This window comes from Odoribacter sp., from assembly GCF_985060555.1.
Window position 1 is genome coordinate 1 of the sequence record NZ_CFKYFN010000074.1, and the last position, 26619, is coordinate 26619.

At 41.5% G+C, this 26619-nt stretch carries 23 protein-coding genes and 1 pseudogene; 14 read left to right on the top strand and 10 right to left on the bottom strand.

All coding sequences use genetic code 11. The annotated features are described in order from the left end of the window. Positions 1–555 precede the first annotated feature (555 nt). On the top strand, positions 556–1968 hold the full coding sequence (gene aspA, locus AC5RDS_RS09910) for an aspartate ammonia-lyase (protein ID WP_022161423.1): 1413 nt from the start codon (positions 556–558) through the stop codon (positions 1966–1968). A 184-nt stretch (positions 1969–2152) separates the two neighbouring features. Continuing rightward, positions 2153–3250 (top strand): annotated as a pseudogene (locus tag AC5RDS_RS09915) (DUF4934 domain-containing protein). A gap of 61 nt (positions 3251–3311) precedes the next feature. On the opposite strand, the gene AC5RDS_RS09920 reads toward AC5RDS_RS09915, so the two are convergent. The 3 genes from AC5RDS_RS09920 to recG all read right to left on the bottom strand — a co-directional run bounded on the left by AC5RDS_RS09920 (position 3312) and on the right by recG (position 6410). Further along, positions 3312–3689, bottom strand: coding sequence for a hypothetical protein (locus AC5RDS_RS09920; protein WP_022161419.1), 378 nt, complete (start codon positions 3687–3689; stop codon positions 3312–3314). 14 nt (positions 3690–3703) lie between these two features. Continuing rightward, entirely contained in the window at positions 3704–4249 is a 546-nt protein-coding gene (locus AC5RDS_RS09925; RefSeq protein WP_022161418.1) for a DUF3332 domain-containing protein, read from the bottom strand. A 61-nt stretch (positions 4250–4310) separates the two neighbouring features. Then, entirely contained in the window at positions 4311–6410 is a 2100-nt protein-coding gene (recG, locus tag AC5RDS_RS09930; protein ID WP_013612161.1) for an ATP-dependent DNA helicase RecG, read from the bottom strand. A gap of 184 nt (positions 6411–6594) precedes the next feature. On the opposite strand from recG, the gene AC5RDS_RS09935 reads away from it, so the two are divergent. After that, positions 6595–7158 (top strand): hypothetical protein, encoded by a 564-nt coding sequence (locus AC5RDS_RS09935; protein WP_013612160.1) that lies wholly within the window; start codon positions 6595–6597, stop codon positions 7156–7158. A 157-nt stretch (positions 7159–7315) separates the two neighbouring features. Then, positions 7316–7870, top strand: coding sequence for a cob(I)yrinic acid a,c-diamide adenosyltransferase (locus AC5RDS_RS09940; RefSeq protein ID WP_022161417.1), 555 nt, complete (start codon positions 7316–7318; stop codon positions 7868–7870). Between the two features lie 4 nt (positions 7871–7874). On the opposite strand, the gene AC5RDS_RS09945 is transcribed toward AC5RDS_RS09940, so the two are convergent. The 3 genes from AC5RDS_RS09945 to pruA all read right to left on the bottom strand — a co-directional run bounded on the left by AC5RDS_RS09945 (position 7875) and on the right by pruA (position 12726). Further along, a complete protein-coding gene (locus AC5RDS_RS09945; RefSeq protein WP_013612158.1) occupies positions 7875–9233 on the bottom strand; it encodes a DUF389 domain-containing protein in 1359 nt (452 codons plus the stop codon). A gap of 22 nt (positions 9234–9255) precedes the next feature. Then, positions 9256–10755, bottom strand: coding sequence for a lipopolysaccharide biosynthesis protein (locus AC5RDS_RS09950; protein WP_022161416.1), 1500 nt, complete (start codon positions 10753–10755; stop codon positions 9256–9258). 339 nt (positions 10756–11094) lie between these two features. Beyond that, entirely contained in the window at positions 11095–12726 is a 1632-nt protein-coding gene (gene pruA / locus AC5RDS_RS09955) for an L-glutamate gamma-semialdehyde dehydrogenase (protein WP_022161415.1), read from the bottom strand. A gap of 141 nt (positions 12727–12867) precedes the next feature. Between pruA and abc-f the strand changes: the two genes are divergently transcribed. The 5 genes from abc-f (at position 12868) to AC5RDS_RS09980 (ending at position 18281) form a co-directional block, all read left to right on the top strand. Continuing rightward, positions 12868–14811 (top strand): ribosomal protection-like ABC-F family protein, encoded by a 1944-nt coding sequence (gene abc-f, locus AC5RDS_RS09960; protein WP_175315816.1) that lies wholly within the window; start codon positions 12868–12870, stop codon positions 14809–14811. Positions 14812–14893: 82 nt separating this feature from the next. Further along, positions 14894–15637, top strand: coding sequence for a 23S rRNA (guanosine(2251)-2'-O)-methyltransferase RlmB (gene rlmB / locus AC5RDS_RS09965; RefSeq protein ID WP_013612154.1), 744 nt, complete (start codon positions 14894–14896; stop codon positions 15635–15637). A gap of 454 nt (positions 15638–16091) precedes the next feature. Then, positions 16092–16496 (top strand): hypothetical protein, encoded by a 405-nt coding sequence (locus AC5RDS_RS09970; RefSeq protein ID WP_013612153.1) that lies wholly within the window; start codon positions 16092–16094, stop codon positions 16494–16496. Then, positions 16448–17797, top strand: a complete 1350-nt coding sequence (locus tag AC5RDS_RS09975; protein ID WP_306445088.1) for a DUF3440 domain-containing protein — start codon at positions 16448–16450, stop codon at positions 17795–17797. Before AC5RDS_RS09970 ends, AC5RDS_RS09975 begins: the two co-directional genes overlap by 49 nt. Then, on the top strand, positions 17769–18281 hold the full coding sequence (locus tag AC5RDS_RS09980; RefSeq protein ID WP_013612151.1) for an IbrB-like domain-containing protein: 513 nt from the start codon (positions 17769–17771) through the stop codon (positions 18279–18281). Before AC5RDS_RS09975 ends, AC5RDS_RS09980 begins: the two co-directional genes overlap by 29 nt. Before the next feature lie 96 nt (positions 18282–18377). Here the strand turns inward: AC5RDS_RS09980 and AC5RDS_RS09985 are convergent, their stop codons facing one another. Further along, complete coding sequence (locus tag AC5RDS_RS09985) at positions 18378–19427, bottom strand: YeiH family protein (RefSeq protein ID WP_013612150.1); 1050 nt, start codon at positions 19425–19427, stop codon at positions 18378–18380. Positions 19428–19631: 204 nt separating this feature from the next. Further along, the gene (locus AC5RDS_RS09990) at positions 19632–20174 is read right to left on the bottom strand and encodes a DUF3332 domain-containing protein (RefSeq protein WP_013612149.1); all 543 of its coding nucleotides are present in this window, start codon (positions 20172–20174) and stop codon (positions 19632–19634) included. Between the two features lie 152 nt (positions 20175–20326). On the opposite strand from AC5RDS_RS09990, the gene AC5RDS_RS09995 reads away from it, so the two are divergent. The 4 genes from AC5RDS_RS09995 to AC5RDS_RS10010 all read left to right on the top strand — a co-directional run bounded on the left by AC5RDS_RS09995 (position 20327) and on the right by AC5RDS_RS10010 (position 23032). Continuing rightward, positions 20327–21016 (top strand): MotA/TolQ/ExbB proton channel family protein, encoded by a 690-nt coding sequence (locus tag AC5RDS_RS09995; protein WP_041556653.1) that lies wholly within the window; start codon positions 20327–20329, stop codon positions 21014–21016. 10 nt (positions 21017–21026) lie between these two features. Further along, complete coding sequence (locus AC5RDS_RS10000; RefSeq protein WP_046403917.1) at positions 21027–21419, top strand: ExbD/TolR family protein; 393 nt, start codon at positions 21027–21029, stop codon at positions 21417–21419. 271 nt (positions 21420–21690) lie between these two features. Further along, positions 21691–22356, top strand: coding sequence for a DUF4136 domain-containing protein (locus tag AC5RDS_RS10005; RefSeq protein ID WP_013612146.1), 666 nt, complete (start codon positions 21691–21693; stop codon positions 22354–22356). Positions 22357–22414: 58 nt separating this feature from the next. Next, entirely contained in the window at positions 22415–23032 is a 618-nt protein-coding gene (locus AC5RDS_RS10010; RefSeq protein WP_013612145.1) for an outer membrane beta-barrel protein, read from the top strand. A 91-nt stretch (positions 23033–23123) separates the two neighbouring features. On the opposite strand, the gene AC5RDS_RS10015 is transcribed toward AC5RDS_RS10010, so the two are convergent. Further along, positions 23124–24698: a TIR domain-containing protein gene (locus tag AC5RDS_RS10015; RefSeq protein WP_195306057.1), complete on the bottom strand. Its 1575-nt coding sequence runs from the start codon at positions 24696–24698 to the stop codon at positions 23124–23126. Positions 24699–24819: 121 nt separating this feature from the next. Then, entirely contained in the window at positions 24820–25704 is an 885-nt protein-coding gene (locus AC5RDS_RS10020) for a LysR family transcriptional regulator (protein ID WP_118104850.1), read from the bottom strand. 293 nt (positions 25705–25997) lie between these two features. On the opposite strand from AC5RDS_RS10020, the gene AC5RDS_RS10025 reads away from it, so the two are divergent. Next, on the top strand, positions 25998–26603 hold the full coding sequence (locus AC5RDS_RS10025) for an ATP synthase subunit E (protein ID WP_013612143.1): 606 nt from the start codon (positions 25998–26000) through the stop codon (positions 26601–26603). The last annotated feature ends 16 nt before the right edge of the window (positions 26604–26619 follow it).

Sequence of the window (26619 nt, forward strand, 5' to 3'; positions counted from 1 at the left end):
GGTGTCTGACGAGCTTGCGAGGAGTTCCGCCGGTCAGTGATAGAAAAAGTTAGACGACCGACAGAAGCGACCGGGTCGCCAATTCCGATCACCGAAGACAAATTACTAACGAAATAAACCTACCATAAATTGGGAGAATGGAGAAATAGAGAATGGTAGAATTAAAGTTTACTCTTCTTTTTCCATTATTCCCAGGAAAAGATAGTCATTCTCCCCCCATGCCTTTGGTTTCTCCGTAAAAAAGTAGATGACAGGCGGTAAATCATTCCTTTTTTAAGGGTCCGATCTATTAAATATTCCTTAAATTTTCGTAAACGTTTGTGTCTCATTCTTTTCTCAGGTAATGAGCGAGTTATTTCTTTTTGAAAATCTCTGGTTTAATCCTTTTTTCTTTTCTAACTTTGGGGTGCCTTTAGAGAAGGAGTGTAAGCTTTTATAGGTGAATATGAAGCAAACTGTTATAATCCAAAGGCTTTAGCGATTCGATTGAAACATTTTTCGGTGAATTGCGTAGGGAAAAGATCAAGTCTTATTGTAATATAAACGATTGATATAATGAAAACACGTATTGAACATGACTTGCTAGGCGAAAAAGAAGTGCCGGCAGATGCGTACTATGGTATACAAACTCTTCGGGGAATCGAGAATTTCCAGAATATCAGTGGGATCACCATCGGAGACTATCCGAATTATGTGAAAGCATTGGCTATGGTGAAATGGGCTGCTGCAAAGGCAAACCAGGAATTGGAAATCCTTCCGGACGATATTGCCAATGCAATTACCCGGGCTTGTGAAGAAATTATCGGAGGCAAACTCCATGATCAGTTCCCGGTCGATCTGATCCAGGGAGGTGCAGGTACTTCTACCAATATGAATATCAATGAAGTGGTTGCTAACCGGGCATTGGAATTGATGGGACACCAAAAAGGTGAATACCAATACTGTCACCCGAACAACCATGTCAATATGTCTCAGTCGACTAACGATGCTTATCCGACTTCTTTCAAGTTGGCCTTCATCTTTATGAACGAGGAACTGGTTGCTGACCTGAAACTGTTGATTCAGGCATTCCGGGCTAAAGGAGAAGAGTTTAAAGAAGTGCTGAAAATGGGACGTACCCAGTTGCAGGATGCTGTGCCGATGACTATGGGACAGGAATTCGAAGCTTTTGCTGCAAACCTGGAGGAAGAAGTAGACCGGCTGAACCAGATGGCTAAATTGTTCCTCGAAGTGAATATGGGGGCAACTGCTATCGGTACAGGTATCAATTCCGAACCGGAATATTCTGCCAAATGTATCAAAAATTTGCGGATCATCAGCGGAGAAGAGTTTGTACTGGCTTCTAACCTGATCGAGGCTACTCCCGATGCCGGTTCATCTGTCATGTATTCATCAGCCCTGAAACGTTTGGCTGTGAAATTATCTAAAATTTGTAACGACCTGCGTTTATTATCCAGTGGCCCCCGTTGCGGCTTGAATGAAATTAACCTGCCGCCGATGCAGCCGGGTTCTTCTATCATGCCGGGTAAAGTGAATCCGGTAATTCCCGAGGTGGTAAACCAGATTTGCTATCGGATTATCGGTAACGACCTGACCGTAACCTTTGCTGCCGAAGCCGGACAGTTGCAGTTGAACGTGATGGAACCGGTTATGGTTCATGCCATCTTCAGTTCGATCAAGATGTTGCAGAAGGGTATGGATCGTCTGCGGATCCTTTGTGTTGAAGGCATTACTGCCAACACTCAGCATTGCCGTGAAATGGTATTGAACAGTATCGGTATCGTCACTGCCCTGAATCCGACTTTGGGATATGAGAATTCTTCCCGTATCGCTAAACGTGCTCTGAAAGAAAACCGTAGTGTTTACGATCTGGTACTCGAAGAAGGACTGTTGACCAAAGATGAACTGGATCAGTTGCTGAAACCCGAAAGTATGATCAAACCGCATAAATTCTATAAAAAGAAATAAAGCGTAAAATAAAGATGAAAAGAGCACTTCTCTACGAGGTGCTCTTTTTTTATTTTCGAAATAGTGATATCCGAATATTTTCCGATTGTTTTCCGGGATAATTAACTTTGTTTGGGTATTTGAAGTATATTTGGATTCGAAATGATCAGGCATGCAGAAATTCAAAATGATTTTAGGGGTGTGGATGTGGGTCGTGGTATTACTTTGGGGATGCCAGAATAAAGTAAAGAAGAGTAATCTGGAGATGATCCCGGTCGATATGGATCGGGCAAGGGAAGTGGGGGTGTCGGATGTGTTTTCGGAAATCGAGTTGGTGCCATTGGAGACTTCGGAGAATAACCTCATGGGGAGTGTGTATCCGATGGTGTATCGGAACCGGTATTTTATGCGGCATAATCAGCCGGAAGGGGTAAGCTGTTTCGATTCGTCGGGACATTTTTTGTATCGGATCGATTAGCAAGGGAGAGGAGAGAATGAATACCGGGGGATCAATGGAATGGCGGGGAATCCTTATTTGCCGGTTTTGTACCTGAATGAAAGTTTGGATTATCTCCATTTGTTCGAACTGTCCGGGCATTTCCGGGAAAAAATCCGGCTAGATGCTGTCCGGGAGATCATTCATGGAATAGTGTCGTTGAATCGGGATACTTTAATTGTGATTTCAGGAAGGTATAATTATACATACACTTTTTATTCTTTGAGTGAGAGGTGTGTGATCACTCAGAAAAGAGATCATCTTCCGCTTGCCGGTAGCCCTTCGCATTTTTTCCGGGTAGAAGATCAGGTTTTTTATGCTCCGGCTTTTGAATCTGTCGTATATGAAGTACGGGATACGGCATTCGTTCCGGCATTTTGCTTCGATTTCGGGAAATATAACAATGATCTGTCTGCACTGGCTGATTTTGACCGGGTTATAGTCGATGACCGGGAAATGGAAGATTTTTTGAACCGGAACTTCAATTCTTTTATAAATAAAATGTGGGGTAGCCGGGATTATTTGTGCCTGATGATGTCATGTAAGGTAAAAGGAGATTGGGAAAACAGATTCCTGTTTTTGGATAGGAATACCCGGGAGTATATCGTTGCTACTGATTTTATAGAATCTTTCCCTTTCAGTCCTTTTGGGGATTTTGTCGACGATCGGTTTATTTTTCCGTTTACTCCGATGGAATTGAAGGAAGGTAACCTCTCCGATTTGTTTGACGAGCAGAGTAAAGCTGCCTATCAGAAGATAAAATTGGATGATAATCCGGTTATTCTGAAGGCACGGTTAAAAATTTGAGGTATGGGACATACACTAGGAGCGATTGGTGTTTATTTGGATAGATATCAGATAATCCAGATCACTTGAATTTCAATCCCCAAATGATCGTATTGCTATTCTCATTTAATTCTTTATAAATTTTGATCAGATCATCATGTCCTTCTTTGTATTTTTTCCATTCCTCTTCTGTTAACTGTGACTGAATGTGCTCGATCAGCTCAGCATATTTTGTCGGAGAATACAAATAATCGTTTGGAAACTGTATTTTATTATGCCAGGAAATGAAATATTTAGAAGGAAATACTTTAGATTTTTTTATTCCTATTTTTAAAAGATCGTCATCGACTAATTTAAAATAAGATGATAGAGTACAGGGGTAGATATTGGGGGTAAAAGTTACAAAAGGTATGGGACTGATGAGGAATATTGGGATGAAAACCTTTGGATCGGATTTCATCCCCCTTGTGTAATTTATCTGGCTGACATCACCTGTGTTTCGACTTCTTCCATGTTGCTTTCGTCGAAGACGAGGGTTTTGGCATTCGGAAGGTAAGTATATACTTGTTTACCTTTCATTTCAACCACTTTTACTTTGTTTTCCCCATTCATCTGATACCAGGATTTTTCTTCCGGAAAATACCTGAAATCGACTTTCTGGTCGCTGTTTACAAGGGCTATGGTCATTTGGTCCTTGGTTTTTGTCACCTTGTACTCCTGGCCTTCATAGGCGAACTTCACTTCTTCCTGTTGCCCGTCTTTCATGCTGATCGGATTCCGGCCTCCCCACCATTCGATGGAGTTGAAGATCAAACCGTCTCCCAAAATACAGATTTCGTAAGCGGGAATGATACACATGCCTAAAAATATCAACTCATTGACAAATTTCTTTTGAGAGACTTGTCCATTCCAATGGTGTAATTTGCTTGTTAAACGGAAAGGACCGTAACATCCGCCGATAGCTACCGACATTCCTCCGATCAGAATAACTACTGCCGCCCGTGTGATAAATTTTTTCATTGCATTTCTTTTTATGGTTATTTGTCGGTATTTACGATATCGGGTGGGAAAGGTTTTCACTCTAGGAAATATACCTCCAGGTAATGCGGGTTTTGAACAGGCGTTTGATTTGGATGGCGAAGAGTTGGTTTTCTTCCTTGATCAAATCGGCATCTTCGGACAGGATGCCGTTGGCGATTCGGGTTGCTTCGTTGAGGATCAAGGTGTCTTTACCCAGATTAGCCACCTTTAGACTGCAGGTGAGGCCACTTTGTTGGGTTCCTTCGATATCTCCGGGACCACGCAATTTCAGGTCGGCTTCGGCGATTTCAAAACCGTCGTTGGTAGCGGTCATGGTATCGATGCGTTTCCGGGAGTCGTTGGAAATCTTATAGGAAGTCATTAGAATACAATACGATTGGTCAGCGCCGCGGCCTACCCGTCCCCGTAACTGATGGAGCTGTGACAATCCGAAACGTTCGGCACTTTCAATGACCATAATAGAAGCATTGGGAACGTTTACCCCCACTTCGATGACTGTCGTCGATACCAGTATTTTGGTTTCTGCGGTGACAAAACGGCGCATTTCCGAATCTTTTTCAGCCGGTTTGAGTTTACCGTGAACCATGCCTACTTTATATCCTTTGGGAAGGAAGTAATTGTTGATTTGTTCGTAGCCTTCTTCCAAATTCCGGAAATCCATTTTTTCCGACTCATAGATCAAGGGATATACCACATAAGCCTGCCGTCCTTTGAGCAGTTCTTTTTCAATAAACTGAAATACTTCCAATCGTTTTTTATCGAAAGCATGAAAAGTAGTAATGGGTTTACGTCCCGGAGGAAGTTCGTCGATTACCGACACATCGAGGTCACCATATAAAGTCATAGCTAATGTACGGGGAATAGGGGTGGCTGTCATCACCAGTACGTGGGGAGGAATGGTATTTTTTTGCCAGAGTTTGGCACGTTGGGCTACACCGAAACGGTGTTGCTCGTCGATGATCACCAGGCCGATATTCTGAAAAGACACCACATCTTCGAGCAAAGCATGGGTACCGATCAGAATTTGCAGGCTACCGTCCTGTAAGCCCCGGTGAATTTCTTCCCGCTCGCGTTTTTTTGTCGACCCTGTGAGTAAAGCTACGGTGATCCCCATTTCTCCCAACATCCCTTGGATCGTTTCATAATGTTGGGTGGCCAGAATCTCGGTGGGAGCCATCAGACAGGTCTGGCAACAATTGTCCAGCGCCATCAGCATACACATCACAGCCACCAGGGTTTTACCGCTGCCTACATCTCCCTGCAACAGCCGGTTCATCTGTTTCCCACTGCCGCAATCCTGACGGATTTCTTTAATCACCCGTTTTTGTGCATCGGTCAGTTCGAAAGGTAGGTATCGATGATAGAATGTGTTGAAATATTCACCGATCGTTTTGAATTCATGGCCTTTAAAATAAGTTTTGCGTTTGTATTTGAGTTTCAGGATATTCAGCTGGATGTAAAATAGTTCCTCAAATTTCAGTCGGAATAAAGCTTTACGCAGCATGTCCGGATTTTCCGGGAAATGGATATTATAGAGAGCCTCATGCAGATACATGAGTTTGTGTTGCTGAATAAACCAGGCTGGCAGGGTTTCTGAGATTTTCCCTTTGATGGTTTTAAAAATGGAATCCTGAATTTTGCTGATCGCTTTGGAGTTTAGGAAAGCCTTTTTCATCTTTTCGGTGGTCGGATAGACGGCTTGAAAACCGACCAACAGTTGGGAAGCTTTTTCAAAGCTGTCGATTTCAGGATGTACAATATTCAGCTTGTGGTTGAATTCGGAAGGTTGTCCGAAAATCAGGTATTCTTTGTCGGGTTCGATTTGGTTGGTCAGGAATTTAAATCCTTTGAACCAGACTAATTCCAGGGTTCCTGTCTCGTCATAAGCCGTTGCAGTCATACGCAAGGCTTTGCCTTCACCGATGGTTTTCAGATTACGGATTTTAGCCTTGATCTGAATATAAGGCAGACGTCCGTTCAATTCTGCGATGGAATAGATTTTACTCCGGTCGATGTATTTGAAAGGGACATGGTAGAGCATATCCTCATAACTCTGCACCTGAAGTTCCTCATAGAGCACGGCAGCTTTCTTTTCACCGACACCGGGTAGAAATTTGATATTCAATCCTGCAAGTTCCATGAATCGTGTTACAAAGTTTTAAATTAATCGGTCGGAAACGGCACATGTAAATTGTGGTGTTTTCTTTACCGTTTCAAAGTTACAACGTTTTTCATGAGCCTAAAAATGAAATTGGAAAAAATGCACTACTTTTGTCTGATCAGATTTTATTCAAATCTTTGAAACGACTGTAATTCATAGAAAAATGGGCTATCTGAAAGAGCGGATAAAACATGCTGTCCGGTTTAGACATAAACGGGGATATGGAGTGCATTCCCCTTTTATGTTTAATTTAATTTTAAATGTTATCCGGGATCGGGAGAAACAATTTCAATATCCCGAGAGGTTGGAGAGAGAAAATTGTTTGAATCATCGGGAGAGAAAAATTTTCCGCTTATTATCCCGTTTGGTACGTTCGCTTCGGGTACATCGGATGATTTGCCTGGGAAAAAATGCCGATATCCTTTGTCGGTATTTGCAGGAAGTTTGTGATGTCGAGATTAGTGTTAATCAATTGGATACATTGCAATCTGCCGATTTCATTTATATCGGTCGGCAGTTTCCACTGGATGAAACGACTTTTGCCGGAATGTTGCAAAATCACCCGCAGAAATGTATCGTTATTGCCGATATTCACAAGAAGGGAATACATGCCCGTCTGTGGCACCAATGGCTTGAAAAAGCAACTGTATCGGTGGATATGATGTGGTATGGGATTCTATTTTTTGACGATAAGATCCAGGAGGGGAGGTATTGTTTGATGATATAGAGGGATAACGGATAAAACAGTGACGGCGGATAAGACGTAAAAAGAAGAGGGGGATGGATAATGGTTTGATTTAAAATTAGATATTATGAGGCACTACTAAATTTTGAAGAACTGAGAATTTGGCAGGTAACCAGAGAGATAACTAAAGAAAATTGTCATGAAAATTTACACAAAAACCGGTGATAAAGGAATGACTTCCCTGATTGGAGGAAAGAGAGTACCGAAGAATAGTGCACGTTTGGAATCTTATGGTACGATCGATGAATTGAATAGTTTTTTAGGCATGATCCGTTCTTTTCCTTTGGAGCAGGTGATTGCAGAAGAATTGGTGGAGATTCAGTCCCGCTTGTTCGATGTGGGAGGGAATTTGGCTACTGATCCTGAGTCGTCGGCCAATCTGAAGGAGCCTATTGGTGTGACGGAAGAAGATATTGCATTACTGGAAAATGGCATCGACCGGATGGATGCCGAAGTTCCTCCGATGAAATACTTCGTGTTGCCGGGTGGTAATCAGTGTGTTTCGTTTTGTCACATGGCGCGGACGATCTGCCGGCGTGCAGAACGGCGGATACTGGATCTGGCCGCAGAGACTGAGGTAGACGGGTCGGTGATGAAGTATGTGAACCGATTATCGGACTATTTATTTATCCTGGCACGTAAAATAGCATACGATTCGGGATGTGAAGAGATGAAATGGGTGCCGCGGAAATAAGCTGTTACTGATTTTCCGTAACGATTTCCAGCTTCCCGACATTTAGCCGGGTAGTAAGCCAGGCGTGTAATTGCTGCTTTTCTTCTGGCGTCAGCCTTTGTGTGTAGGATAGAATCGCTACTGTCAGGGTGTCGGATTGTGAAGTTGCAATCCGATTCCTGATCATTTTCGATAAGCCGATCGTTTCCACCTTGGGAAATAGAATTTTGATCTCGGGGGTAATTTTCAGGCCCAGGGAATCGTAATTGGAATAACTGTTCAATTGAGCCCGCAGGCGGATGATTTCGTTCTCTTGCCGTAATACTTTATTTTGATTGTGCTTGTAAAAATCCTGTAGGATCATGTTATCCAACTCATCTTTTTGTCCTTTTTCTTTTTCCTGTGTCAGTCCCTGGAGAACCGATAGACGAGTACCTTCCAGTTTGTATTGGGATAGTTTTTGACGTAATATCGCCAGGTAGTCTTCGGGCACTTCCTTACCGATCAAGGTGACGGAAATACTGTCTTGCAGGATGTGCTTATTGACTACGAAAGTATTCGGAAAATTGATTTCATTGGTGATAAAACGGTTGGCGTTTGTTTCGAAGATATTGGTTTTGATCATGTTGTAAGTGATGTAGATACTGGGTACCATAGTCACAAAAATGATGGTGTAAACGATCTGCTGTACTTTCTTGCCCCGTACGGGATCTACAAAAGTCTTTTTAGAAAAATGCATGAGTTTGACTCCCAGCGTGGTGGCGAAGGCGATAAAGACAGAGTTGATCATATAGAGGTAAAAAGCTCCGAAAAAATAGGTCAGGTTACCACTGGCGATACCGAATCCCGCAGTACAGAGGGGAGGCATCAAAGCGGTAGCGATGGCTACACCGGGGATCACATTTCCTTTCAGACGCGTGCTTGAAGCGACGATGCCGGCCAGTCCGCCGAAGAAAGCAATAAGCACATCGTAGATGGTAGGAGTGGTCCGGGCTAATAGCTCGGAACGGGCTTCGTTGAGTGGAGAGATCAGGAAATAAAGGGTGGAAGTCAGGATACCGAAAATAGTGGCGATAGCCAGATTCCGGAAAGAGGTTTTGATCAATTCAAAGTCGTTGATTCCGACCCCTAAGCCGATACCCATGATCGGTCCCATTAAAGGGGAGATCAACATGGCACCGATGATCACTGCCGTGGAATTTACATTGAGTCCCAGGGAAGCGATAAAGATGGCAAAAATCAATACCCAAAGGTTACTGCCTTTGAAATTGATTCCTTTACGGATATTGTCGATGGTCTCCGCCTCATTTTCCCTTTCGTTCGAAGAGTCCAGAATGCCTTTCAGATAATTCCGGAATTGTTCCAATACATCAATAAAAGCCATTATAAATGAAAAATAGAAGTGATTACTTTTGTTTTTTAAAAATCAGTTTGTTGAGATAGGGAATCTGATTCAACGGCAGGTCGTGCCTGATCAGATAAATCAGATAGATAAATAACAGGATGGTCCGGAACCCCAAACGCAGCAACATGTTTTCGATAGGGACACTGACGGCAATGCCATATAGCACCAAAGCCAAAAGCAAATATTTTCCGATGGATTTCAGATCGTAATGGATGGGATAATATTTTTGCCCCACCAGCCAGGAGAGAAACATCATCACAAAATAACAGGCAAAAGCAGCCCAGGCACATGCGATATAACCGAATTTCGGTACGAACAGAACGTTGAGGGCCACGATAATGACCAGACCGATCAAAGAAAAATATACCCCCCACTGAGTACGGTCCGTGAGTTTGTACCACAGCGAAAGATTGAAAAATATACCTGAAAACAATTCTGCCAACATAATAATCGGTACTACTCTTAAACCGACAAAATAACGGGGATCGATGAAATACCGGATAATGTCCAGGTAGAACATAACTCCTAGAAAAATGAGTAAATCTACGATGACAAAGTATTTCATCGCCATGGCATAAGTTGTGCGTTTATCTTCTCCTTTGGTTTTGGCAAAAATAAAAGGTTCGTATGCATAACGGAAGGCTTGGGTGAACATGATCATGACTACTGCGATTTTGACGTTGGCTCCGTATATTCCCAATTGATCGGCAGCAACCTGGGGGTCGGACAATAGATAAGGATATAGGATTTTATCCAGATTTTGGTTCATGATACCTGCTAATCCCAGAATCAATAGCGGGAAAGAGTAATGCAGGATTTCTTTTAACAACCGCCAGTCGAAATGCCAGCGTATCCTGAATATTTCAGGAGTCAGCAACAACAACAATACGAAGGAAGCGATCACATTGGAAACCAAAATATACCCAGCTCCATAATCAGGCCGGTAAAACCAGGAGATCAAGTCGGGATGATTTTTATAAATGACCGGACAAACTACCAGAAAAAATAAATTGAAAATGATAGTGAGTGCGATATTCAATAATTTCAGGAAAGCAAAACGAAGGGGACGTAAGCGGTAACGCAAATAGGCAAAGGGAAGGGCACTGAAAACATCCAGGGCGATGATTATTGCGATCATCCCGATGTAATCTTGGTGCTGCCCGTATTGTAATGCTCCCGATATGGGGGATAAGAAGCTGAAAACCAAGATCAGAAACAGACAGGTCGTGATCCCGAGCGAAGTCATACAAGTGGAGTATACGGTTTGGGGATCTCCTTTAGAAGAGTCGTTGGCATACCGGAAAAAACCGGTTTCCAGACCGTAAGTCAGAAGTACGAGCATGGTACCGATCCAGGCATACAAGTAAACGACAATCCCGTATTCGGCCGGGACAAGCAAGTAGGTATACAAAGGAGTCAGACACCAGTTTAAAAATTTCCCGATGATGCTGCTCATACCATAAATGGCCGTGTCCTTGGCTAAACTTTTTATTCCTGCCATGATAAGTTGGTTAAGATAAACGGACAAAGATAGGGTTAAAAAGGTAAAAGGTAAAAGGTAAAAGGTAAAAAAAAGCGGGAAGGCTGAAAAAGCCAAAGGTGGGAAGCTATAAGCTAAAGGGTATAAGTAAGAGGCTATAAGCTAAAGGTAGGAGGTAAAGGGGGAAGGTTAAGAGCGAGAGGCTAATAGATAAAGGTAAAAAAATAATGGGACAGAAGTAAAACGGTGAAATTAGGCGATAAAAAAAGCTAAAAGCAGGGGATGAGCCTAGCCTTTAGCTTCTTGTTTTAACCTTATAGCCTCTTACTTTTAGCTTTTAGCCTTTAGCTTATAGCCTTTTTAGCTTTCCAAAAAATTCGGATACATGTAGTTGGTTGCGGGGATGAAGGTTTCTTTGATACATTGTGGAGATACCCATCTCAGCAGGTTGAACACGGATCCGGCTTTATCGTTGGTTCCGGAAGCCCGGCCGCCGCCGAAAGGTTGCTGGTCGACGACAGCTCCGGTAGGTTTGTCGTTGATGTAGAAATTGCCGGCTGTATGTGTCAGGCGCTCGGTCAATTTTTCGATGTTAGCTCTGTCGTTGGAGAAAATAGCTCCGGTCAAGGCATAAGCTGAACCGGCATCCAGCAGGTCGAGCGTTTCCTCTATTTGATCGGGTTCGTATACGTAGATCGTCAATACCGGACCGAACAATTCTTCGCGCATCGTAATATAGTCCGGTTTCTTGGCCTGGATAACAGTCGGGTAAATAAAGTAGCCTTTGGATTTATCGTATTTGCCTCCCAGGATCACTTCGGCATCGGGCGAAGCTTGCGCATCATCGATTGCTTTGGCCAGTTTGTCGAAAGAAGCTTCATCTATCACAGCATTGACGAAGTTACTGAAATCTTCGACTCCTCCGGTTTTGATTTTATTCAAATCTGCCTGCATCAAAGCTTTTACTTCCGGCCAGATGTTGGAAGGAATGTAAGCGCGTGAAGCGGCAGAACATTTTTGCCCCTGATATTCAAAGGCTCCCCGGATTAAAGCTGTCGCTACCGGTAGTGCTTTAGCTGTCGGGTCGGCAAAAACATAATCTTTACCTCCGGTTTCACCGACGATACGTGGATAAGAACGATATTTACCGATGTTTTTAACGATAGTAGCCCAGATGTCATTGAATACTCCGGTAGAACCGGTGAAATGAATACCGGCAAAGTCCTTATTGCTGAATATTACGTCTGAAGCTGTCGGGCCTGAACAGTATACCAAGTTGATCACACCGTCGGGCAGACCGGCTTCCTGTAATATTTTCATGACGATATAAGCTGAATAGACTGCAGTTTTCGAAGGTTTCCATACACAAACATTTCCCATTAAAGCAGGAGCTCCCGGCAAATTACCGGCAATAGAAGTGAAATTGAACGGAGTCAGGGCAAATACGAAACCTTCTAACGGGCGCCATACCGTACGATCCCAGATGCCTGCCGACGAGTTGGGTTGCATATGATAAAGATCGTACATATTTTTAACATTGAAACGATAGAAATCAGCCAATTCACAAACACAGTCGATCTCTGCCTGAAAAGCATTCTTGGATTGTCCCAACATCGTCACGGCATTTAAAATCTGACGGTAAGGACCGGAAATCAGCTCTGCCGCTTTCAGAAAAATAGCAGCCCGGCTTTCCCAGTTCATCTTTTCCCAAGCCGGTTTTGCTTTCATTGCAGCGTCGATAGCTAATTGTACATGGGAGGCATCTCCTTGGTGATAATGCCCTAATAAATGCTGGTGATCATGAGGCGGACGAATGTCGGCCAGTTTATCGGTCCGGATTTCTTTGCCACCGATGATCATCGGGATGTCGACTACCTGATTATGGATCTCGTTTAATTTTTCTTTTAATGCTGCGCGTTCGGGAGATCCCGGAGCATAACTTTTTATCGGTTCATTGGTAATGTTTGGTAATTTGTAAACTCCTTTAGGCATAGTGAATTAGTTTTATTGGTTGTAAGAAAAATCTTTTAAGTTGGTCAAAAATAAGAAAGTTTTTGTGTAAAAAACATGACAAAAAACAGGTTTGGGGATTTTTTTCACCCTATCTTTGCGGTGGACTTAGTTTATGATTTTATGATTTCAGTTAATAATGTAAGTGTTGTATTCGGAGGATTCTATTTATTGGATTCTGTTTCATTTCTGATCAATAAGAAAGACCGGATCGGTTTGACGGGAAGGAATGGAGCAGGGAAATCGACGACACTGAAGATGTTAGCAGGTTTACAAATACCGTCTGAAGGGAATATTTCGATGGCTTCGGATATAAAGATCGGATATTTACCCCAGACCAAAGTATATACGGATGGAAATACCGTCCGCAAAGAGGCTGAAAAGGCTTTTGCCGATTTGTTTGCCTTGAAGGATGAAGTGGAGCGATTGAATCTGGAGTTGGCTGGGAGGGAAGATTATGAGTCGGAAGCTTACATGAAACTTTTGGATAAGATTCATGAGAAAACGGAATTGTTGGCGATACGGGGGGAGAATAATATCGACCGTGAGGTAGAGGTTGTCTTGAAGGGCCTGGGTTTTAAACCGGAAGACCTCGACCGTAATTGTGAGGAATTTAGTGGGGGATGGCGCATGCGTATCGAATTGGCTAAAATATTATTGGCACGTCCTGATATTTTTTTACTCGATGAGCCGACCAATCATTTGGATATAGAATCTATTTCCTGGCTGGAATCTTTTTTGCAGACTTATTCCGGGGCTGTAGTCCTGGTGTCTCATGACCGTGCTTTTTTGGATAATGTGACCACCCGGACGCTTGAGATTTCTCTGGGGAAAGTGTATGATTATAAAGTGGCTTATTCTCAGTTCGAGCAATTGCATAAAGAACGGATCGAACAGCAGATGCGGGCTTATCAAAACCAGCAGAAGCAGATTAAGGATACAGAAGATTTTATAGAGCGTTTCCGGTATAAGGCGACAAAATCCGTTCAGGTGCAATCGCGGATCAAACAGTTGGAAAAATTGGAGCGGATAGAGGTCGAGGAAGAAGATATGGCCCGTATTACAGTGCGGTTCCAGCCGGCTGTCCGGTCGGGAGAAATTGTCCTGACGGGTAAGGAGTTGACGAAAGCTTATGGTGATCATGTGGTATTGAAAGGTATTCAGTTGGATATCAAGCGGGGAGAAAAAATAGCTTTTGTCGGTAAGAATGGAGAAGGTAAATCTACCCTGGTCAAGATGATCATGAACGAGATTCCTTTCGAGGGAGAATTGAAGATCGGACATCATGTCAATATCGGTTATTTTGCTCAGAATCAGGCTGATTTATTGGATCCTGAAGTTTCTGTCCTGGATACGGTCGATCGGGTTGCCGAAGGGGAAATCCGTAAGAAAATCCGGGATATTTTGGGAGCCTTTTTGTTTTCCGGAGAGGAGGTTGACAAAAAAGTAAAAGTATTGTCGGGAGGAGAACGTACCCGTTTGGCGATGGTACGTTTATTACTGGAGCCCTATAATCTTTTGATTCTCGATGAGCCGACGAATCACCTGGATATGCGGACAAAGGATATTTTGAAGGAAGCGCTCAGAAAGTTCGAAGGTACAGTGATTGTCGTATCTCATGACCGTGATTTCCTGACCGGTTTAGCGGATAAAGTATATGAGTTCGCTAACCAGCATATCAAGGAATATTTAGGAGGGATAACCGATTTTCTGGCAGCCAAGAAGATTGCTTGTTTCCGGGAATATGAACAATTGCATAAACCCAAAGGCAATGGAATTTCTAATGATGAAGCCGAGCGGGAAGTGAGTGAGAATAAACTGTCTTTTGAAGAAAGAAAACAGTTGAATAAGGAAATCCGTAAGGCTGAACAACGGGTAGAGAGGGCCGAACAACGGGTCACGGAACTGGAAAGTGAAGTGGCTGCTTTAGAAAAACAGATGGCTGCGGGAGTGGTGAACGATGAGTTGTTGAAAAAATACGGAGAGACACAAAAAGAACTGGAAGAAGCGATGACAGAATGGGAGAAAGCGACGGAGGAAGAGGAAGAGGTGAAAAGTAAAAGGTAAAAAGCTGGAGGCTAAAAGCTAAAGGTTATGAATATAGAGGGAGAGAAGAAGGTTATTAAAGATATAAAATAAAAGGCGGAATATGGCAAAATATAAACAGGAATGTATATTCGGGATCCGGGCTGTGATTGAAGCGATTCAGCAGGAAAAGGAGATAGATAAGGTGATGTTGAAACAGGGCGTACGAGGCGAGTTGTTTCAGCAGTTGTTCAGTTTGATCCGGGAACGGAATATTCCTTTCCAGTATGTGCCGGAAGATGTTTTTAAGCCTTTCGCCGATCGGAATCATCAGGGGGTACTGGCTGAAATATCACCTGTTCCCTATCAGGATCTGACAGAAGTGTTGGATGGCGTCGAAGCGGCGGGACGGGTACCTTTTGTATTGATCCTGGACCGGGTAACCGATGTCCGTAATTTCGGAGCGATTGTCCGGAGTGCAGAATGTGCCGGAGTGGATGTGGTGATCATTCCCAATAAAAATTCGGCTAAAATTTCTTCAGATGCTTTGAAGACCTCTGCCGGTGCTTTATATCATGTGCCGGTGTGCCGGGTATTGAATTTAAAGAGAGTGGTCCGCGAATTGAAATTCCAACGGGGCATTCGGGTATATGCTGCTACCGAGAAAGCAGAAAAGTTTTATACTGGTGCAGACCTGACTTTGCCTACAGCAATTATTATGGGATCGGAAGATAAGGGGATCGATGAGGAGTTGATCAATATTGCGACCGATTGTATTAAAATCCCACAAAAAGGTCAGATCGAATCCCTGAATGTTTCCGCTGCAGCAGCAGTGTTGCTTTTTGAAGTGGTACGTCAGAGAGGATAGAAAATATTTTTTGTAGTTACAGAGATTGCAAAAGGAAGGAAATTCAACCCTGCCTCTGTGATTTCTGTAATTAAAAAAGGATTATTTTGTGGTTTGGAATGCTTCTTTCATTGTTTTGGGAATAGTATATGTTGTTGAAATGATTATTTTTCCGGCTATATAAGCAAATCGGTATAAAAAGATTGTCACCTACAGGACGAGTACTCCTTGAAATCCTATCGGATCATTACTTCCTCTATACACTACAATTCAAATTTTATCAATAGTACTTCTCATTTTTTTTGAAATTGTACTGCTATTTTATAATTTTGTGAAAAATCGGTTTTGCTGGTTTAATATAAATTTTACTCGGTATTGATCCTGAAAAATTAATATCGAATCTTGTAAAGCGTAATCATGGTGATAGAGCTGGAGTTTTAGTGGTGTTATTTATCGTAACGATAAATTTTAATTTATGGAAATAGAAAAATTAGGAGGTACGACGGAGCGTTTATATCGTCTTGTTGCACCTTTGGTTATGAAACCTTGTATTCTCCGGGAAAATAATAATTATCCATTTAAAACCTCTATGCATCATATTTGGTTTATAGCTATCGAGGAAGAGCGTGTTGTTGGTTTTATGCCGGTAGAAATAAAAGACAAATATGCTGTAATCAATAATTATTACATCGATAAAGACGATCCGGACCTATTGGCAGCTTTATTGCGGGAGGTCATTCGTCATTATGCCGGACAATATAAATTGCAATCTGTTACTCACTCTCGCCATTTATCTGTGTTTGCAGCGAATGGCTTTTCTATAATCAGGCCATGGAAATTATATGCAAAAATGGAACACCGACAACAAGAAACCCTCTGAATGTATATGAACAGGCACAAATACGATTAGAAAAAATATTCGGACATTTCGATAATATATATGTGTCTTTCTCAGGTGGTAAGGATAGTGGTGTATTATTACAATTATGTACCGATTATATCCGGAAACATTGTCCGGGGCGTAAAATCGGTGTTTTTCATTTAGATTATGAAATACAATACGGAGAAACGATTCGTTATGTAGATGAAGTTTTGGCGTCGAATAGCGATATTTTCGAAGTATATCGGGTATGTGTACCTTTCAAGGTATCGACCTGTACTTCCATGTTTCAAAAGTTTTGGCGTCCCTGGGATGAAGAAAAGAAAGATTGTTGGGTGAGATCCATACCTGAGGGGGCTTATACACGTAAGGATTTTCCTTTTTTTTCCAGACGGATGTGGGACTATGATTTTCAGCGTAGTTTTGCCCGTTGGTTACATCGGTACAAAAAAGCCAAACGGACTTGTTGCCTGGTGGGAATCCGAACCCAGGAAAGTCTGAATCGCTGGCGTGTCCTGAATGGGAGAGACGCTTATCATTTCAAAGGATTGAAATGGGTGAGAAGGTTGGATACCGGTGTTTACAATGCTTATCCGATATACGATTGGTTGACGAGGGATATATGGATTGCCAATGGAAAATTTAATTGGGCTTATAACCATCTTTACGATCTTTATTATCAGGCAGGAGTGCCTTTGGAAAAGCAAAGGGTAGCCAGTCCATTCATATCGGAAGCCCGGGAAAGCCTGAATCTATACCGGGCTATTGATCCTGATATGTGGGGACGTATGATCAATCGGGTGAATGGAATCAATTTTACTGCGATTTACAGTACCACTACGGCAGTCGGATACCGACAAAAAATTACTTTGCCGGAAGGGTATACCTGGGCCAGCTATATGCAATTTTTATTGGGTACACTTCCTGAAAATATACGACAGAATTACTTGAGCAAATTGAAGGTCAGTATAAAATTCTGGAGAGAAAAAGGAGGGTGTCTGGCCGAGTCTACGATCGAGAAATTACGGCGTGCCGGGGTGCCGATTACAGTAGGAGAAAAAAGCAATTACAGGACGAACAAAAGGCCTGTACGAATGGAATATCTGGATGATATCGAGCTATCCGAATTTAAAGAATTGCCGACGTATAAAAGATTCTGTCTTTGTATTTTAAAGAATGACCATATTTGTAAATACATGGGTTTTTCTGCCTCGAAAGTAGAGCAGGAAAGGCGTGAGCAAATCATGAAGAAATATTATAAGTTATTTTGTAATGAAAGAGTATCAAAGCCCGGTATATAAGATCATCGCAGTACCTGTAGAAAAGGTGGTCGCCAATAATTATAATCCCAATGTTGTCGCACCTCCTGAAATGAAACTATTGGAATTATCCATTTGGGAGGATGGCTATACTATGCCCTGTGTATGTTATTATCTTCCCGATAAAGACCAGTATGAACTGGTCGACGGTTATCACCGTTACCTGGTTTTAAAAAAATCTGCCCGGATATATGAACGGGAGAAAGGATTGTTGCCCGTCGCCGTCATTGAAAAAGATATCTCGAACCGGATGGTATCTACGATCCGGCATAACCGGGCCCGAGGAACTCATAATGTAGAGTTGATGAGCCATATTGTTGCCGAATTAACTAAAGCCGGTATGTCGGATCAATGGATATTGAAGAATATCGGTATGGATAAAGATGAACTATTGCGTTTGAAACAGGTGTCCGGCTTGGCTGAACTGTTTGCAAATAAAGATTTCAGTATTTCCGATGAATTGTAAAAATAAGGATGTATAAAACAAATACCCGACTTTACCATTTCGTAAAATCGGGTATTTTTATGTAGTACCGGTTCACAGGCGAGGAGTGATCACCTTTTACACGAAATAGGGGGTGATATAACGAACCAGCAAATAGCCGCCTGCCAATAACCAAATGTATAAAAAAGAGGCTAATAGGAATGGTTTGACACCTGCTTTTTTAAATTTTTCGATACTGGTTTCGGCACCGAGGGCAGTCATGGCCATGGTCAATAGAAATGTGTCGAAATCGTTGATAAAGCTGATTGCCGGTTGAGGTAGCAGATCGAATGAATTGAAACCGATGACTGCTAAAAAACCTAAGGCAAACCAGGGAATCGTTATTTTCGATTTTCCGCCTTCGGCCGGTTGGTGCTGATTTATTTTTTGTACACTGGCTCTGGCAACGAAATAGCCGATCACTAATAAAGCAGGTACCAGCATAATAACACGGATCATCTTAACGATAATGCCGACATCGGAAATCTCTTTACCCATGGCATTTCCTGCACCTACGACGTGCGCCACTTCGTGTAGAGTCGAACCGGTATAGATCCCCATCTGATCCGGTGTCAGGTCGACAATCCCATTCCGGTAAAGTACCGGATACAAAAACATGGAAATCGTACCGAAAATCACCACGGTTGAAATGGCGACAGCGGTTTGGTAAGGTTTGCTTTTAATGGTCGATTCGGCTCCTAAGATAGCAGCGGCTCCGCAGATAGCACTACCGACCGAAGTGAGTAAAGTAATCTCTTTTTCCATTTTCATCCATTTCCCGATCAGTACACCGCCACAAATGGTCACCGTTACGACGATGATATCGATCAGGATGGCGGGTAAGCCGACTGCCATCACGTCCTGGAAAGTCAATTTGAAACCATACAATATGATACCTAATCGCAGAATTTGCTTCGAACAGAACAGGATACCGGGTACCCAGGTTTCCGGTAAACGATTCCGCAGACTGTTGGCATACAGCATACCTAAAATGATACCTACAATCAAAGGACTGAAAGATAGACTTTTTACAAAAGACAAATCGCTGATGTAAAAGGCTGCACAGGAAAACAAGGCTATTAACAAAATTCCATGAAGCATATTGCCTCTCTTTTCACTTAATTTCATTACTCTAAATTAAATTATCGATTTTATTTGCTGCAAAAGAACGAATTATTTCCGGATCTGACAGAATCGAAATAGTTATAAGGTATAACTATTTATTATAAAATACCGGCACAGGATAAATGAAGTGGTGTTAGACCGATAAAATGGCGGGCATAAAAAAATGGCCTGCAAGGAGGCCATTTTTATAAATTATTTCAGAGCTTCTTAACGAGCTGCCATGACTTCTGATTCGACTGTATTCACGGAATTTTCATCGAATACCAGTACTTTGTCGTTCGGAAGATAGGTATATACTTTTTTACCTTTCAATTTCACTACCTGAACTTTTTCGTTTCCGTTCATCTGGTACCAGGTACTTTCTTCCGGGAAATATCGGAAATCCACTTTCACATCGGTATCTTTCAAAGCAACTGTCATATTATTTTTTGATTTGATCACTTTGTACATTTTGCCTTCGTGCATGAATTCAGACTCGTCGATCTGACCGTCTTTCATGGTGATCGGGTTCTGGCCACCCCAGAATTCAATAGAGTTGAAAATCAATACATCCCCCAAAGTACACAATCCATAAGCAGGTAAGATACATAATCCCAAGAATACCAATTCATTGACGAATTTCTTGTTAGAAACATTACCGTTCCACTGATGTAATTTTGTGGTCAGACGGAAAGGTCCATAACAACCCGATAGAATTCCTGTAGAACCGATTAAAGCAATAATGATTGCTCTTGTTACAAATTTTTTCATAGCTTTTTATTTTATTAAAAATCATGCTCGAGGGACACCACATCCCTCATTGTTTAAATGATAGGACAAAGATAATAAGATTCATTAAAATTGCATCTATTTTCCATTTTTTAGTCCAAAACCATTATCTTCGCGTCGAAAAATCTGAAACGATGAATAATTTGATAATACTGGCAGCGACGGCTGTCCCGCAGGCTGCTGAGCCTGAATTGAGTTTGTGGAGTATGATCGTCAAGGGAGGATGGTTGATGATACCGATTTTCATCCTGTCTATTATTGCGGTTTATATTTTTTGTGAAAGATATATGTTACTCCGTAAGTATACACGAATCAGCGATACTTTCCCGGATAAAATCAGGGATTGTATTTTTGCCGGCAATATTCGTGGAGCGGTAACGGTATGTAATGAGGAAAATACGCCGATGTCGCGTATGTTGGTTAAGGGGCTTCTTCATTATCGTCTGCCGGTTACTGAATTGAGAGCTATTGTGGAAAGTGCCGCAAATCTTGAAGTAGCCGGAATGGAAAAAGGATTATCCACTCTGGCAACCTGTGCCGGAATGGCACCGATGATCGGGTTTCTGGGGACTGTCGTCGGTATGGTACAAGCCTTTTACGATATGGCTATGGCTGGAAACAATATCAATATTACCCTGTTGTCCAGAGGTATCTATACGGCGATGATTACTACAGTCGCCGGTTTAATCGTCGGCATTATAGCTTATTTTGCCTACAATGCCCTTACAGCCAAAATCGATCATATTGTCACTAAAATGGAGACGGCCAGTGCTGATTTTATGGAGGTCATTTATGAGGTGAAAAACGAGAAGGAGAATAAATAAAACGATATCTATGGCAATTAAAAGATCCAGAAAAGCAAATCCTAATTTCAATATGTCGTCCATGACCGACATTGTATTTTTATTGCTGATCTTTTTTATGGTCACTTCCACCTTGATTAATCCCAATGCTTTAAAATTATTACTGCCCAAAAGCACACATCAAACCTCCAATCGTCCGACTGTGGTGGTCTCTATCGATAAGAACCTGAATTTTTATCTCAATACGAAAGTCACTCCTTTTTCCCGGCTAGAAGGGAAGATTGTCGAGCTATTGAAAAATAGCGACGATCCTTGTATTTCTATTGAAGCCGAAAAATCGGTTCCTATCGAACAAGTAGTCAGAGTGATGAATATTGCTAAAACTTATGGCTACAAGTCTATTCTGGCTACCGAACCGGAATAAATATTTCCTAAAAAATCTTATCCTTTTGAAATAGTAAGTTCCGATTCGGACTTTTAAATAGATGATAAAGCTTGAAACTGCCGGATTATAGCCGTTTTAAGCTCTTTTTGTATCCCTTTTTAACAAAATGGGGCTTTTCTCTTCCAATTTTTAAATCCTAAAACTATTTTAAAAAGCCAACGTATAACCCGGTACAATAATGAAAATTATTGTTACCAATACCACGCGGTAATTGATAGAGAACATTTGTTAAACTAAAAACAAACTAAGTATGAAACGTTTATTAATTTTATTGCTCACCGGTTTGTTTGCGCAGCTGGTAGTTTCATGTTACCCGGAAGGCGCAGATAACATTGAAGACTATGATGTTGCCATTACAAACTACGACAAAGGTGCTGATTTCAGTGCTTTCACCACCTTTTCGATTCCTGACACGGTCGTTTATTTTGCGAATGACAATAGTGCCGGCAAACCTTCACATGAATTTGATGATGCTGTCATCAAAGCTGTGACCGATAATTTCGTAGCTATGGGATACGAAAAAGTAGCTGATCCGACAGCAACTACTCCTGCCGAAGATTTACCCAGCTTTATCGTGACCGTATCTGCTTTTTCTAATGTCAACTATGCTTATTTCGTCGACAACTGGTACAACAACTGGAATTGGTACTGGGGTGGCTGGTGGGGTGGTCCTTTCAATCCTTACTATCCTTGGTATCCGGTTAGTGTTTACTCTTACAGAACAGGTTCTGTGGTGGTGGAAATGGTTTCTACGGCTAAACGGAATGACGATAAAGTAAATGTTGTTTGGACGGGTATCGCAGACGGTTTGCTTCAGGGATCCAATTCTTTCGTTCTGAATCGTGTAGAATCACAAATCGATCAGTGCTTTATCCAGTCGCCTTATTTGAAGAAAGCCACGACTCCGAACAAATGATAACGGAGGGACCGCTATCTATAACAGAAATATATCGATTTATAAAAATACATGAATTATGAAAAAACTATTAATAATTGCCATATGCCTTTTCGGCCTGAGCCCTTTCCTGAAAGCTCAGATGCTTAATCTCAACTATCAGATTAGTCTGCCGATGAACCAGGTAAAAGATTTTACGGATAAAGCTAGTTTCCGCGGATTCGATATCGAATATCACCAGTTTTTAGGAGATCAATTCTCTATCGGTGCAGCTATTGGCTGGGATGTCTTTTACAAAGATAAAAAACACACTCCCGGAAATTTCAGATTCAATGGAAATAGTAATGTATATACGATTACCGGGAATCAGTATCGTTATATCAATACGGTGCCTATGTTAGCTATCGGCCGTTATTATTTTACAGATAATACGACGGCTGTCAGACCTTTTGTCGGCTTGGGTATCGGTACCAGCTGGACCGAGAGACGACTGGAAGTAGGACAGTTTGCTTCTACGATCTCCCGCTGGCAGTTTGCATTGGCTCCGGAGGTAGGGATGTATATCCCGATTAACGACCAGTTTGCTTTCAATGTGGGAGCCCGGTATAATTACGGTACCAAAGCTGCTCACGGAAGAGTACCTGAAATCCAGACTTTCAGCTTTAACTTCGGTGTGATCTTGATGGGGATGGACTAAAACTCAAATAACCCTGTGACAGAGATGATCTTCAAAGTCGGACTACCGGCTTTGAAGAGTCTCTGTTTTTTCTTTCCTGTTAGTGCCGGATTTATTTTATATCTAAATTTTCTATTTCCTTCAAATCATTAGCAATTGCTTTTTTTATCGAGTCTTCTTTTATAAACTCTGCTACCTTTTGTTCATTATGTTCGTATGAAATGGCCAGTACATTATTTTTGACTCCTTTACAACTCATACTGGAAGGTAAACTATAATCATCGTTATAAGCTGCGACTGTAATATTACTTCCATCGCTGCGGCTGATAGATTTTATCTGACAAGGTATTATTCCTGTAGGAGAAAGAAAGAGATATGAAAATATACCGTATTCCCAGGCTTTGCTTAACGAATGATAATCTTCGAGCTTTAGGTTTACAATATGTCCCTGTTGTGAAGAACGGGAGGGGACTAAAAAGTTACCGGCGTTTGTGTAGACCATTGTCTGAGGAGACTTCAATTCGGTATTATTGAGATAAGAACGGGCAAGTTTATTGCCATCTTCGTCGACGATATTGAATTCATAAGTTTTTATCTGTTCAAAACCGGTGTAATTTATTTTTATTGTCTGTTCAAAATTATTTTTCTCATCAATTATACTTGAAAACACTTGCAATGTATTCGGGTTCCTTTTTGAATTAAAAAAAACAATTTCGAATACTCTTTCCCCACTGCTTAATTGCGTTTCATGCTCTATCTTATATTCAAAAGCGATTTGAGGGGTAAAAAGATGAAAATGTGATTTTTTAACATCCGCAGACTCTATTGTGGTATCACGTCCCGAGATGGGTTTGCCTTGTGCTATCACCCATTGATAAGCGGCGGTTGCTACAGCAAATTCTTTTGCTCCCCGGGCAGGCAGGCTTGCAGGAGCGATTCCGATGAATTTTTGTGTCGGGGCGAACATCCAATCCGGTAATTTTACACTTGTAACCGGCTGTACATCCTGTGATTTTTTTGTGTTTTGCTCCGGGGTGGCTGGATCTTTTTTCTCTTTTCCCGAAGTCAAAGGAGTTGCGGGGCTATCCGGTGATTCGGTTTTAAGGGTATCCGATTTATTTATCGTGTTATTTTTTGAGAGGATACACTGTTTCCCGGAAACCTCTTGCAGGTACCACCAAATCCCTCCGGCACATAAAATAAGAGCTGATAGGATCAAAATTGTTTTTAAAGAAAAGAAGCGGGATTTACGGGTCTCTAAAAAATCGGTTTTTAGTTTTTTGTAAAATTCGTCGAAGTAATATTGATTATATTGAGGTCCGTTTTTCTTTGCTACATCTTTGATATCTGCCGGAAGATTTTCTGGAAAACCCTCGAACCCTTCGAGCAGGATGGGGATGATATTTTTCTGTTTTTTCAAAGCGTAAGCTAACTCTATTCGTAACCAGTCTTGTCGTGGATTAAAGGCCGGATCGAGTGTTCTGGCGAAAGCCCCTTTGCTCAGTATTAAAATGAAATCGGAACATTGGTCGATACGTTTCAGAAGTGCCTGATCGAAATCTCCGTTCCGAAGGGTATCCAAATCGAAGCTCACCCGATAGCCGTCTTTAGAAAATAAATCATAGAGGTGTTTCGCTGTTTCGTATCCCCCTTTACGTCTGTAACTGATAAAAATATCGTATTTCATGATCCGATCTTAAAGATTTACCACATCAGAATTTCTATTCAAAAATGCAAATAAAATTATTTCCGTCAAAATTAATTATATCTACATCGGTACGCTTTGTTTTATTCCTGGGGTATGTTTACTAAAATTTTTGCCGGAGAGAGAATTCGATGAATTGTTTGGCATAGGGATCGGGTTCACCTTGCCGGTGAATGATATAAAACATCCGGTTGATATTCAGTTCGTCGATATCGATGATTTTTAATTTCCCGGCGGCCACTTCTTCACGGATACTATAAATCGAAAGCAGGGCAAAACAGTTTGAATGAAGTAAATAATGTTTGATTCCTTCCGTACTACCTAAAACGAGCTGACAATTTAGTGTGTTTATGGCTATTCCGGCCTGTGCGAGCTGATTACGGATGACGTGGTAGGTACCGGAACCCTGTTCACGCAAAACGAATGGGAGTTGGGTGAATTGTTCCGGAGAAATGTGTTCCGGGATTTTTGTTTCTGCTCCGGTGACCAATACAATCTCATCCCGGAGAAAAGATATATAATGGAGGTCCGGTTGTGTCGGGGTCCCCTCTATAAAAGCGACATGAAGATTACCTGTTACAATTTCCTGTTCGATCTGTGCCGTATTTCCGCTCATCAAAGAAATAGCCATTTGCGGTGAGGCATTTTTGAATCGGACCAACGTCTCCGGAAGGACATATTGGGATAAAGTGGTACTGGCTCCAATGTGAAGTGTACCTGTAAAAGTATGTTTCATTTTATCGATTCTGAAATTTATTTCCCGTTCCTTCCGAACTAAAATTTCAATTTCCGAGTACAGATACTGTCCGGCTTCGGTGAGCTGCATCCGACCTTCTATCCGGTTGAAGAGGGTAATACCCAGTTCTTTTTCCAATTCTTTTATATTTTTAGAAATTGCTGGCTGGGATAGTAATAACTCTTCAGCTACTTTTGTGGTGTTGGGAGTTTGAGCCAGATGATAAAAAACTTTGTATTTGTGATCGAGCATAGGAATAAAAATTAATAGAAAGCAAAATAATAGAAATTAATTCTTTAAAACAAAGGAATCCGGAACGACGTAAAAATTGATTTAAAATTTAGAGTAAAATAGGGAGAAAAGTGGTAATCGTTAATTTAAATCGTTTTAATTCGAATGATTTGTTTGTTATTAAATGTAAAAACATTAATTTGGAGCCATCAAATTTGAAAATTGGCATAAGGCTTGTGTTATTGATAAAATGATTGTTAAGTCGGTGAAAAACTTGTACTTAGAAAGAATGTCCGAAACTAAAAATGAGATATATGGAAAACAAATTAGATGTCTTAACTAAAAAGCTGTATGAAGAGGGGGTCGATAAGGCGAATCAGGAAGCTGAAAAAATAATCGCTCAAGCAAAGGAAAAAGCAGCAAAATTGATTGCAGAGGCTGAGGAACAGGCAAAGGGAATAAAAGCCGGAGCAGCAACCGAAGTCGAAAATATGAAAAAAAAGGCTGAATCAGAGATGACTTTGAGCGCACGTCAGGCGATTACTGCTTTGAAACAGTCGATCACTTCCCTGATATCCGGTGAAGTGGCAGGAAATATCGCTAAGGCAGGTTTTAAAGACGAAGCATTCGTGCAGGAAATGATTGTCGCTATTCTGAAAAAATGGGACGTAGCTTCCGGAAACCTGAACCTGGAATTGATTTTGTCTGAGGAAGAGAAAGAAAAATTCCAACAGTTTGTGGCGACCAAATACAAAGAATTGTTGGATAAAGGCCTTGAAATAAAAGTAGGAGATCATACGGATGCTTTCGTCATACAACCGAAGGACGGAGGATATCAGGTTGCTTTTTCCGAGAAGTTGTTCGAGACTTTCTTCAATCAGTATATGAGAAGCTTTACCAAGAGCTTGCTCTATAAATAATTTACGATTTAATTTA